This is a genomic window from Pseudomonas sp. (assembly GCF_049590575.1).
Lineage (GTDB): Bacteria > Pseudomonadota > Gammaproteobacteria > Pseudomonadales > Pseudomonadaceae > Aquipseudomonas.
The window spans coordinates 1-11,331 of sequence record NZ_JBAWDE010000327.1 but is presented as its reverse complement, the minus strand read 5'-3'; the positions used below and the strand labels follow the sequence as shown (position 1 = coordinate 11,331).

The window sequence follows — 11,331 nt, the reverse complement described above, 5'->3', positions numbered from 1 at the left end:
TCAGTTACTGCGCGGTCGGGCCCACTTCACGCATCGGTTTGCCACGCACCGGCGCGTCGCCTGCCACGTAGTAATCCGCAGTGCTGCGCGGCAGCGGCTGACGGCCACGGATCTTGTCGGCGATTTTCTCGGCGATCATGATCGTCGGCGCGTTCAGGTTGCCGGTGGTAATGATCGGCATGATCGACGCATCGACCACACGCAGACCCTGCATGCCATGCACGCGGCCTTCGCCATCGACGACGGCCATCTCGTCGGTGCCCATCTTGCACGAGCAGGACGGGTGGAACGCAGTTTCGGCGTGCTCGCGGATGAACTTGTCGAGCTGCTCATCGGTTTGCACTTCAATGCCTGGGCTGATTTCACGGCCACGGTATTGATCCAGCGCCGGCTGCTGCATGATTTCACGGGTCAGGCGGATGCCGTCGCGGAATTCCTGCCAGTCCTGCTCGGTGGCCATGTAGTTGAAGAGGATGCTCGGGTAGTCCCGTGGGTTCTTCGACTTCAGTTGCACGCGGCCACGGCTAGGCGAACGCATGGAACCCATGTGCGCCTGGAAACCGTGCTCTTTCACACCGTTGCTGCCGTTGTAGTTAATCGCGACGGGCAGGAAGTGGTACTGGATGTTCGGCCACTCGAATTCCGGACGCGAACGGATAAAACCACCGGCTTCGAACTGGTTGCTGGCGCCGATACCGGTGCCGTTGAACAGCCACTCGGCACCAATGGCCGGCTGGTTGTACCAGAGCAGCGACGGGTACAGCGAGACCGGTTGGGTGCAGGCGTATTGCAGGTACAGCTCAAGGTGGTCCTGCAGGTTTTCGCCGACGCCAGGCAGGTCGTGGACCACCGGGATGTCGAGGCTTTCCAGCAGTTTGGCCGGGCCCACACCGGAACGTTGCAGCAGTTGCGGCGAAGCGATTGCGCCGCTGCACACCAGCACTTCTTTGCGCGCACGGGCTTCAACGCGTTCTTCGGCGGCGCCGATCAGGTAACGCACGCCGACCGCACGTTTGCCTTCGAACAAGACTTTGTCGGTCAGGGCGTGGGTGACGATGGTCAGGGTCGAACGCTTTTTCGCCGTGTCCAGGTAACCGCGGGCGGTGCTGGCGCGACGGCCATTTTTGGTGACGGTACGGTCCATCGGGCCGAAGCCTTCTTGCTGGTAGCCGTTCAAGTCTTCGGTACGCGGGTAGCCGGCCTGCACGCCGGCTTCGACCATGGCGTGGAACAGCGGGTTATTGCCGGCTTTTGGCGTGGTCACGCTGACCGGGCCGTCGCCACCGTGGTAGTCGTTGGGGCCGATGTCGCGGGTTTCGGCTTTACGGAAATACGGCAGGCAGTCGAGGTAGCTCCAGTTTTCAAGGCCTGGCAGCTTCGACCAGTTGTCGTAGTCCATGGCGTTGCCGCGGATGTAGCACATGCCGTTGATCAGGGAGGAACCGCCGAGGCCTTTGCCGCGACCGCATTCCATCCGGCGACCGTCCATGTGGGGCTCTGGATCGGTTTCGTAGGCCCAGTTGTAGCGACGGCCTTGCAGCGGGAATGCCAGGGCGGCCGGCATTTGGGTACGGAAGTCGAGGCGGTAGTCCGGGCCACCGGCCTCCAGCAGCAGGACGGTGACGCCTTCGTCTTCAGTCAGACGGGTCGCCAGGGTGTTACCGGCGGAGCCGGCACCCACAATGATGTAATCGTATTCTTGGGACATTGGATGCACCCTCTTTGAAGTGTGGTCAGGTCGGGCCTCATCGGGGGCGAGCCCCCTCCCACATTTGAAGGTATTCACAATTCAAACGGTGGGAGGGGGCTTGCCCCCGATAGCGGCCTCACAGGCAATGCAAGGCCTGGGGTGTCAGAACACCGAGGCGTAGTCGCCCAGCTCAACCTGTACCGATTTGATGCGGGTGAAGTTATTCAGCGAGCTGATGCCGTTCTCACGGCCTACACCGGATTGCTTGTAGCCGCCGACCGGCATTTTTGCGTCGGACTCGCCCCAGGCATTGATCCAGCAGATACCCGCTTCCAGCTGATGAATCACGCGGTGGGCGCGGTTCAGGTCCTTGGTCACCAGGCCGGCTGCGAGGCCGAAGTCGGTGTCGTTGGCGCGGCGGATCACTTCTTCTTCGGTCTCGTACGTGAGGATGCTCATCACTGGGCCGAAGATTTCTTCACGGACGATGGTCATGTCGTCGCTGCAGTCAGTGAACACGGTCGGGGCCACGTAGGCACCTTTGGCGAAGTCGCCATCGGTCAGGCGCTCGCCGCCGCACAGTACGCGGGCGCCTTGCTCTTTACCTTTGGCGATGTAGCCGAGCACGCTTTCCATGTGGGCGAAGCTGACCAGCGGGCCGAAGTTGGTGTTTTCGTCTTGCGGGTCGCCAACGCGGATGCGCGCAACACGCTCAACGATCTTGGCTTCGAAGGCCGCTTGCAGGTGCTTGGGTACGAACACGCGCGTGCCGTTGGTGCAGACCTGACCGGAGCTGTAGAAGTTGGCCATCATCGCGATGTCGGCGGCGCGATCCAGGTCGGCGTCTTCGAAAACGATCAGCGGGGACTTGCCGCCCAGTTCCATGGTCACTTCTTTGAGCGAAGAGCTGGAAGCGCTGGCCATGACCTTCTTGCCGGTGTCGGTGCCGCCGGTGAACGAGACTTTCTCGATGCGCGGGTGCTCGGTCAGCCAGGTGCCGACTTCACGGCCGCTGCCGGTCAACACGTTGAACACGCCAGCCGGTACGCCGGCTTCGGTGTAGATCTCGGCCAGTTTCAGGGTGGTCAGCGAAGTGACTTCGCTTGGCTTGAAGATCATTGCGTTACCCGCCGCCAGGGCCGGTGCGGATTTCCACAGGGCGATCTGGATCGGGTAGTTCCACGCGCCGATACCGGCCACCACGCCCAGCGGCTCGCGGCGGGTGTAGACGAAGGACGTGTCGCGCAGCGGGATCTGCTCGCCTTCGATCGCCGGCACCAGGCCTGCGTAGTATTCCAGCACGTCAGCGCCGGTGACGACGTCGACGTATTGGGTTTCGGAGAAGGCTTTACCGGTGTCCAGGGTTTCCAGGGCGGCCAGCTCATCGTTGCGCTCGCGCAGGATGTCGACGGCACGACGCAGGATGCGCGAACGCTCCATGGCGGTCATCGCGGCCCAGATTTTCTGGCCTTTTTCGGCGCTGACCACGGCACGTTCAACGTCTTCTTTCGTAGCGCGTTGCACTTGGGCGAGAACTTCACCGTTAGCCGGGTTGATGGCTTCGAAGGTGGCATCGCTGCCAGCGTCGCTGTAGCCGCCGTCAATGTAGAGTTTTTGCAGTTCGAAACGGGCCATAAAGTCCTCGCAAGTGCATAAGTGGTTGGCGTTACCCGCCAAAAAGTGAGCCATGGGGTTGTGGCAACACTGAGTGGCAGACGTTCAGGGGTTGAGCGGTTATGTGTGCTCTAACTCACCTGCTTGGCCAATTGGAAATCCATGTATTCGTAAGCGATCCGCTGCGCCTGCTCCGTGTCGAAAGCGTCTCCCGACAGGGCACCGCGCAACCATAAACCGTCGATCAGGGCCGCCAGGCCTCTGGCTGCTTTGCGTGCGTGCGGCAGCGGCAGCACTCGGCGGAACTGGCAGCACAGGTTGGAATACAGACGTTGATCGTTGATCCGCTGCAACCTGTGCAATGACGGGTGATGCATGCTGGTGGCCCAGAAGGCCAGCCAGGTTTTCATTGCCGGGCCATTGACCTGGCTGGCGTCGAAGTTGCCCTCGATGATCACCCGAAGGTGCGCCCGTGGGCTGTCGTCCTTCAGCGCGAGCCGGCGTTCGTGCACGTTCTCGATCAGCACATTCATCAGGTACCGCATCGTCGCGGCGATCAGGCCGTTCTTGTCCTGAAAGTAGTGACTGATGATGCCGTTCGAAACACCGGCCAAACGGGCGATCAGCGCAATACTGGCATCGCCCATTCCGACCTGATCGATGGCCGTCAGCGTGGCTTCGATCAACTGCTGGCGGCGTATGGGTTGCATACCGACCTTGGGCATGTAGCACCTCTCCTTAGGCCTGCCGACGGGCGTAAACGTTCGTCGACTTGGAGGCCAGTCTATTTTGTTTTGATTGAACGTTCAATCAACAAAGAATAAGCTCTGCGACAAATCGTCGCTGCTTACAGAAATTTCCTACGTTCAGGCAGCGACACCTGACACCTGCAAAAACCCTTGAAACAGGCCGTATCAGGGCCTGGCACCGCTTCGGCGGGGCTCAAGAATTTTCGGGGTGTCTTTATAACACCCGTCCGTCGACTGCCGAAAAATCGATGTCCCGGGATAACCGTTGCCTTGTGTTTCTCTCTCGCACTGCCTGGAGCATCTGCGCCATGAGTTCTGCCTCTCTTATAAAGACCCCGCCGGAAAAGGTCCGGGTCAACGGTTGGGTGTTCTACACCTCGACCGCGCTGATTCTGTTGTTGACTGCCATTCTGATCATCGCCCCGCAGGAGGCCGGGCGCATGCTCGGCGTAGCACAGGCCTGGCTGTCGAAAAGCTTCGGCTGGTACTACATGGTGGTCATCGCCGCCTACCTAGTGTTTGTGGTCGGCCTGGCGTTTTCGTCCTACGGCAAGTTGAAACTGGGCAGCAAGGACGACACCCCGGACTTCAGCTACGGCGCCTGGGCCGGCATGCTGTTCTCGTCGGGCATCGGCATTTCGCTGTTGTACTTCGGTGCTTCGGAGCCGTTGGACCACTACTTCAACCCACCCGAAGGCGCGTCGGCCACGGGCGCCGCCGCACGCCAGGCGCTGCAGCTGACTTTCCTGCACTGGGGCCTGCATGGCTGGGCGATTTATGCGCTGGTCGGCCTGGCGGTGGCGTACTTCGCGTATCGGCATAACCAGCCGCTGGCCCTGCGTTCGGCGCTGTACCCGTTGGTGGGCGAGCGTTGGGTGAAAGGTGCGGCCGGCCACGCGGTGGACGGTTTCGGCATGTTCGTGACTCTGCTCGGCCTGGTGACCAACCTCGGCATCGGCTCAATGCAGGTATCGTCCGGGCTGGAAAACCTGTTCGGCATGCAGCACAGCAACACCAATCTGCTGATCGTGATCATCGTGATGAGCACCGTGGCGACCATTGCTGCCGTGTCGGGTGTGGAGAACGGCATCCGCCGCTTGTCCAACCTCAACATCGTGCTGTTCAGCGGTTTGCTGATCTTTGTGTTGCTGTTTGGCCCGACCCTGCACTTGCTCAACGGCCTGGTGCAGAACACCGGTGACTACCTCAACGGCATCATCCTGAAAACCTTCGACCTGTATGTGTACGAAGGCGACGCCGACAAGACCGAGCGCTGGATGGGCCTGTGGACCCTGTTCTACTGGGCCTGGTGGATTTCCTGGGCGCCATTCGTGGGCATGTTCATCGCGCGTATTTCCCGCGGTCGCACCGTGCGCGAGCTGGTGGCCGGGGTGCTGCTGATCCCGCTGGGCTTCACCCTGGCGTGGTTGTCGATCTTCGGTAACTCGGCGCTGGATCTGGTGCTGAACCATGGTGCGGTGGAACTGGGCAAGACGGCGCTGGAGCAGCCGTCGATGGCCATCTACCAACTGCTTGAGCATTACCCGGCGTCGAAAATCGTCATCGGTGTGTCGATTTTTGTGGGCTTTGTGTTGTTCCTGACCCCGGCGGATTCCGGCGCGGTGATGATGGCCAACCTTTCCTGCAAAGGCGGTAATGTGGATGAAGATGCGCCGCACTGGCTGCGGATCTTCTGGTCGGCGGTGATCACCCTGGTGACCATCGGCTTGCTGTTTGCGGGTAACTTCGAAGCCATGCAAACCATGGTGGTGCTGGCGGGGCTGCCGTTCTCGGTGGTGTTGATTTTCTTTATGTTCGGCTTGCACAAGGCGATGCGCCAGGACGTGGCCATCGAACAGGAGCAGGCGCAGTTGGCCGAGCGTGGTCGCCGTGGTTTCAGCGAGCGCCTGACCGCACTGGACCTGCAACCGAGCCAGGGCACCGTGCAGCGCTTCATGGACAAGCATGTGACGCCGGCGCTGGAAGAAGCCGCCACGGCCTTGCGTGACCAGGGGCTGGAAGTGCAGACCCTGCTGGGCAAATCCAAGCGCTGCATCGGCGTGCGGATCGAGATGGAGGAGGGCAACCCGTTTGTCTACGAAGTGAGCCTGGACGCTTACTCGTCGGCGCCGAGCGACGTGCCTGAGGAAGAGCGCACACGTTATTACCGGGCCGAGGTGTACCTGCACAACGGGCCTCAAGAGTACGACCTGATGGGCTTCACCCAGGAACAGATCACCCGGGATGTGCTCGATCAGTTTGAAAGCCATCGGCAGCTCCTTGGCCGTGTCTATAGCTGAGGGTTGAAAGCCTGGCGGTGCTTTAAATGTGGGAGGGGCAGGCCCCCTCCCACATTTGTTTTGCGGTGTGGCTTAGCCCAGGTTCTTGCCCAGCAGGGCATGGTAAAGCTCACTGTCCCCCAAGATCCCTACCACCTGGTTGTTGTCCTGCAACACCAGCTTGTTGCCGGTGTGATAACGGATCTGCAGCGCGTCGCGCATGCCGATATTCGAATCCACCAGCGTCGGTACCCGACCCAAACCTTCCACCGGTTGCCCCGGTGCCCAGTTCTGCAGGTTCAACGGCGTGCCATTCTGGCGTGCACCCTTGATGACGTTGCCCTCGGTCAGGTCCAGCCATGAGTCGCCGCCGGGGTCCAGGCTGATCGAGCCGTTGACGTGGGTGCAGTTGTCCACGGTGCGCATCAGGCTGCGGCCGCACAGCACGTTCAACGGGTTGGTGTGCGCGACGAATGTCCGCACATAGTCGTCCGCCGGGTTCAGCACGATCTCTTCAGGCACGCTGTACTGGATGATCTTGCCGTCTTTCATGATTGCGATACGGCTGCCCAGCTTGAGCGCTTCATCGAGGTCGTGACTGACGAACACGATGGTCTTGCTCAGCTTGCGTTGCAGCTCCAGCAGTTCGTCCTGCAGGCCTTGGCGGATCAGCGGGTCGAGGGCGGAGAAGGGTTCATCCATCAGCAGGATATCGGCGTCCATCGCCAATGCGCGGGCCAGGCCGACGCGCTGCTGCATGCCGCCGGAAAGCTCGTCGGGCTTCTTGTTGCGCCATTGCGTCAGGCCCACCAGCTCGAGTTTTTCATCCACCAGCTTGCGCCGGTCTTTCTCCGGGCGGCCCTGCATTTCGAGGCCGAAGCTGATGTTTTCGCGCACCGTCAGCCAAGGCATCAGGGCGAACTTCTGGAACACCATGGCGATGCGTTTGGTGCGCATCATTTTCAATTCGGCCGGGGTGCACGAGGCGATGTCGATCTGGCGCCCTTCATGCTCCACGAACAGCTGGCCTCGGCTCACGGTGTTGAGGCCGTTGATGCAGCGCAGCAGGCTCGACTTGCCGGAACCCGAGAGGCCCATCAGCACGCAGATTTCGCCTTTCTCGACATCCAGGCTGGCTTTTTCCACACCGACAATCTGCCCGGTTTTTTTCAGGATCTCGTTGCGGTTCATGCCCTGGTCGAGCAGCTTGAGTGCTTCGCGCGGGTCTTTGGAGAAGATCACGTCGACATTGTCGAATCGGATAATGCTCATGCATCACCCCCTACTTTGGCGTCGGGTTGTTTGCAGATGCGGTCGAGCATGATGGCCAGCAATACGATCGCCAGGCCGGCTTCGAAGCCCAGGGCGATGTCAGCGGTGTTCAACGCGTTGACCACCGGCTTGCCGAGACCGTCGGCGCCTACGAGTGCCGCGATCACCACCATCGACAACGACAGCATGATGCATTGGGTAATGCCGGCGGCGATGCTCGGCATGGCGTGGGGCAGTTCAATGCGCGAGAGCAACTGACGGCGCGAGCAGCCAAAGGCCTTGCCGGCGTCCATCAACTCTTGCGGTACATCGCGGATGCCCAGGTAGGTCAGGCGGATCGGTGCGGCAATCGCGAACACCACCGTGGAGATCAAACCAGGCACCACACCCAGCCCGAAGAGGGTCAGGGTAGGGATGAGGTAGACGAAGGTCGGTACGGTCTGCATCAGATCGAGCACCGGCCGCATCAGGGTGTAGAACATCGGTTTGTGCGCGGCAACAATGCCCAGCGGCACGCCGATGACCACGCAGACCAGGGTGGCGAACAGCACCTGCGCGAGGGTTTCCATGGTTTCCTGCCAGTACCCCAGGTTGAGGATCAGCAGGAACGAGGCGATGACAAACACCGTCAGGCCCCATTTGCGTTGAATAAAGTGAGCGAGTAGCGCAATCAGACCGATCAATGCCAGCGGATTGAACCAGGTCAGCGCGAACGTCACGCCGTGGATCATCGTTTCCAGCGTCGATGCGATTGCGTCGAAGTAGTTGGCGCCGTGTTGGGTCAACCATTCGACGAAGGCAGCGATGTACTGGCCTAGTGGGATTTTCTGTTCAGTCAGCATGGTAGTGAATGTCCACATGCGAAGGGGAAAACATCCCGGGCCAGCGCACCGGCCCGGGGTCAGCAGGTATTACTTGGCGAGGTATTCCTTGACGGCCTCCAGACCGGGTTTGCCATCAACGGTGGTGACACCGGCGAGCCAGGTGTCGAGTATTTGCGGGTTCTTTTTCAGCCAGGCCTTGGCGGCGGCGTCGGGCTTCATCTTGTCGTCCAGGACGTTACCCATCAGGGTGCTTTCCATATTCAGGGTGAACGACAGGTTTTTCAGCAGTTGGCCGACGTTGCTGCATTCCTGGGTGTAGCCCTTGCGGACGTTGGTGTAGATGGTGGCCTGGCCGTAGTTGGGGCCGAACGAATCGTCACCCCCGGTCAGGTACTTCATCTTGAAGCGGGTGTTCATCGGGTGCGGTTCCCAGCCGAGGAACACGATGGCCTGGCCGCGTTTGGAGGCGCGCTCCACTTGGGAGAGCATCCCGGCTTCGCTGGATTCGACCACTTTGAAACCGGCGGTTTTCAAGCCGAAGGCGTCTTTGTCGATCAGCGTCTGGATGGTGCGGTTGCCGTCGTTACCCGGTTCGATGCCGTAGATCTTGCCGCCCAGTTCATCCTTGAATTTGGCGATATCGGCGAAGTCTTTCAGGCCCTTGTCATACAGCGCCTCGGGGACGGCCAGGGTGTACTTGGCGTTCTCCAGGTTGGCGCGCACGGTTTCCACGGTGCCGGCATCACGGTACTGCTTGATGTCGTTTTCCATGGTCGGCATCCAGTTGCCGAGGAAGATGTCCATATTCTTGCCGTCAGCCAGGGACTTGTAGGTCACTGGTACCGAAATCATCGTGGTGCGCGGCTTGTAGCCCAGGCCCTTGAGGACTTCGCTGGTGGTCGCGGTAGTGACGGTAATGTCGGTCCAGCCGACATCGGAGAAGTTGACGGTCTTGCACTGTTCCGGTTCTGCAGCGTGTGCCAGGACTGGCAGACTCAGCATGGCGGCCAACAACAACGAGGGTGAACCTTTCATCTGGGTAGACTCCTGTGTTTTTTCTGGCGGCATTCGCCGCGCTTTATAAATGTTGCGGTTGGAGCGTGCGACAGAGCGGCGGCACGGTGCCTTGCAAACGAGTCGTGACTGATCATGTACCAGTGAAAATCTGACGCCTACAGGGGGCGTCGTATCCAGTACAGGGATGGTCGTATCCAGTGTCGGTGACGTCGCTTACAGATTTTTCCAAAGGCAAAACGGCTGTTTTTGCCCCTCTGCACCGCTAAAAACGGCCAAAACGCCTGATCGCACGAGGGCGGCGTTGGTGAGCATGGTTACGTCGGTGTGAGACGTCGTGATGACAGATAAAAGCCTGATGATGCCGCCATCTGGGCGATCTGAGCGTAGCAGCTTGTTCATGCCTGGCCTGCTCACCGAGGAGTTTCACGGCAATGGCTATCAGCGTTTTCGACCTGTTCAAGATCGGCATCGGGCCTTCTAGTTCTCACACCGTCGGCCCCATGCGCGCCGCGGCGTTGTTCGTCCAGGCATTGCGTGAACGTGAACTCTTGGAACAAGTCAGGCGCGTTGAAGTTCAGCTGTACGGCTCTTTATCGGCCACCGGCATCGGCCACGGCAGTGACACGGCGACCATCATGGGCCTGATGGGCGAGTGGCCGGACGCGATTGATCCGGCGCAAATCGGCCTGCGTATCCACACCCTGCGCGAGACCGACACGCTGCTGCTCGACGGGCGCTTGCCGGTGCCGTTTGTGTGGGCGCGCGATATGCGTCTGCTCGACGAAAACCTGCCGTTCCACCCCAACGCCATGACCCTGGTGGTGCATGGCGATGCGGGGGAATTGCACCGCGACACCTATTACTCGGTCGGTGGCGGTTTTGTGGTGGATGAGGCCCAGGCGAAGAGCGGTGTGGCGGACATGGACCGCACCGAGCTGCCGTATGATTTTTCCAGCGCGGTAGAGCTGTTGCAGCTGTGCAAGACCCACAACCTGCGCGTCGCCGAATTGATGCTGGCCAACGAAAAGACCTGGCGCAGCGAGGAAGAAATCCGCAGCGGCCTGATGAAGCTCTGGCGCGCCATGCAGGATTGCGTGGAGCAGGGCCTCAAGCATGAAGGCATCCTGCCTGGCGGGCTCAACGTGCGCCGTCGCGCCGCCAAGTTGCACCGCAGCTTGCAGGAGCTGGGCAAGCCGAACGTGATCGGCTCGACCTTGAGCGCCATGGAGTGGGTCAATCTGTTCGCCCTGGCGGTGAATGAAGAAAACGCAGCGGGCGGGCGCATGGTCACCGCGCCCACCAATGGCGCGGCGGGGATCATCCCGGCGGTGCTGCATTACTTTATGAAGTTCAGCGACGAAGTGACTGAAGCCAACGTGGTCGACTACCTGCTCAGCGCGGCGGCGGTGGGGATTCTGTGCAAGAAAAATGCGTCCATCTCCGGTGCCGAAGTGGGTTGCCAGGGCGAGGTGGGTTCGGCCTGCGCCATGGCGGCGGCGGGGCTGGCGGAGATTCTTGGCGCCACCCCGGAGCAGTTGTGCAACGCCGCCGAAATCGGCCTTGAACACAACCTCGGCCTGACCTGCGACCCGGTGGGCGGGCTGGTGCAAGTGCCGTGCATCGAGCGCAATGCGATTGCCGCGGTGAAGGCGATCAACGCGGCGCAAATGGCCCTGCGCGGAGACGGGCAGCACTTTATCTCGCTGGACCGGGTGATCCGCACCATGCGCGATACCGGCGCGGACATGCATGACAAATATAAGGAGACATCGCGAGGTGGGTTGGCGGTGAGTGCGGTTGAGTGTTGATCCAGTGATACCGCCATCGCAGGCAAGCCAGCTCCCACAGGGGAAAGCATTCCAAATGTGGGAGCTGGCTTGCCTGCG

9 protein-coding genes are annotated in these 11,331 nt (G+C 60.7%); 2 read left to right on the top strand and 7 right to left on the bottom strand.

What is annotated here, in order from left to right:
- Positions 1–4: 4 nt before the first annotated feature.
- The 3 genes from betA to betI form a co-directional block, all read right to left on the bottom strand.
- A complete protein-coding gene (gene betA / locus WBR57_RS22865) occupies positions 5–1,708 on the bottom strand; it encodes a choline dehydrogenase (RefSeq protein WP_424086888.1) in 1,704 nt (567 codons plus the stop codon).
- A gap of 144 nt (positions 1,709–1,852) precedes the next feature.
- Positions 1,853–3,325 carry a betaine-aldehyde dehydrogenase gene (gene betB, locus WBR57_RS22860; protein WP_424086886.1) on the bottom strand — a complete coding sequence of 491 codons (1,473 nt, stop codon included), beginning with the start codon at positions 3,323–3,325 and terminating at the stop codon, positions 1,853–1,855.
- A 110-nt stretch (positions 3,326–3,435) separates the two neighbouring features.
- Entirely contained in the window at positions 3,436–4,029 is a 594-nt protein-coding gene (betI, locus tag WBR57_RS22855; RefSeq protein WP_010207128.1) for a transcriptional regulator BetI, read from the bottom strand.
- Between the two features lie 332 nt (positions 4,030–4,361).
- On the opposite strand from betI, the gene betT reads away from it, so the two are divergent.
- The gene (gene betT, locus WBR57_RS22850; protein ID WP_424086884.1) at positions 4,362–6,353 is read left to right on the top strand and encodes a choline BCCT transporter BetT; all 1,992 of its coding nucleotides are present in this window, start codon (positions 4,362–4,364) and stop codon (positions 6,351–6,353) included.
- Between the two features lie 72 nt (positions 6,354–6,425).
- On the opposite strand, the gene choV is transcribed toward betT, so the two are convergent.
- The 4 genes from choV to WBR57_RS22830 all read right to left on the bottom strand — a co-directional run bounded on the left by choV (position 6,426) and on the right by WBR57_RS22830 (position 9,844).
- The gene (gene choV, locus WBR57_RS22845; RefSeq protein ID WP_424086882.1) at positions 6,426–7,604 is read right to left on the bottom strand and encodes a choline ABC transporter ATP-binding protein; all 1,179 of its coding nucleotides are present in this window, start codon (positions 7,602–7,604) and stop codon (positions 6,426–6,428) included.
- Entirely contained in the window at positions 7,601–8,446 is an 846-nt protein-coding gene (gene choW, locus WBR57_RS22840) for a choline ABC transporter permease subunit (protein ID WP_015886271.1), read from the bottom strand. Before choW ends, choV begins: the two co-directional genes overlap by 4 nt.
- Positions 8,447–8,515: 69 nt before the next feature.
- Positions 8,516–9,463 (bottom strand): choline ABC transporter substrate-binding protein, encoded by a 948-nt coding sequence (locus tag WBR57_RS22835; RefSeq protein WP_424086879.1) that lies wholly within the window; start codon positions 9,461–9,463, stop codon positions 8,516–8,518.
- A gap of 195 nt (positions 9,464–9,658) precedes the next feature.
- On the bottom strand, positions 9,659–9,844 hold the full coding sequence (locus WBR57_RS22830) for a hypothetical protein (RefSeq protein ID WP_424086877.1): 186 nt from the start codon (positions 9,842–9,844) through the stop codon (positions 9,659–9,661).
- 32 nt (positions 9,845–9,876) lie between these two features.
- Between WBR57_RS22830 and WBR57_RS22825 the strand changes: the two genes are divergently transcribed.
- Positions 9,877–11,253, top strand: a complete 1,377-nt coding sequence (locus tag WBR57_RS22825) for an L-serine ammonia-lyase (RefSeq protein WP_424086875.1) — start codon at positions 9,877–9,879, stop codon at positions 11,251–11,253.
- Positions 11,254–11,331: the final 78 nt, after the last annotated feature.

Coding starts and splice junctions, on each gene's coding strand:
- betI (WP_010207128.1), bottom strand. CDS start 4,029: ATGCCCAAGGTCGGTATGCAACCCATACGCCGCCAGCAGTTGATCGAA.
- betT (WP_424086884.1), top strand. CDS start 4,362: ATGAGTTCTGCCTCTCTTATAAAGACCCCGCCGGAAAAGGTCCGGGTC.
- WBR57_RS22830 (WP_424086877.1), bottom strand. CDS start 9,844: ATGAACAAGCTGCTACGCTCAGATCGCCCAGATGGCGGCATCATCAGG.
- betA (WP_424086888.1), bottom strand. CDS start 1,708: ATGTCCCAAGAATACGATTACATCATTGTGGGTGCCGGCTCCGCCGGT.
- choW (WP_015886271.1), bottom strand. CDS start 8,446: ATGCTGACTGAACAGAAAATCCCACTAGGCCAGTACATCGCTGCCTTC.
- choV (WP_424086882.1), bottom strand. CDS start 7,604: ATGAGCATTATCCGATTCGACAATGTCGACGTGATCTTCTCCAAAGAC.
- WBR57_RS22835 (WP_424086879.1), bottom strand. CDS start 9,463: ATGAAAGGTTCACCCTCGTTGTTGTTGGCCGCCATGCTGAGTCTGCCA.
- betB (WP_424086886.1), bottom strand. CDS start 3,325: ATGGCCCGTTTCGAACTGCAAAAACTCTACATTGACGGCGGCTACAGC.
- WBR57_RS22825 (WP_424086875.1), top strand. CDS start 9,877: ATGGCTATCAGCGTTTTCGACCTGTTCAAGATCGGCATCGGGCCTTCT.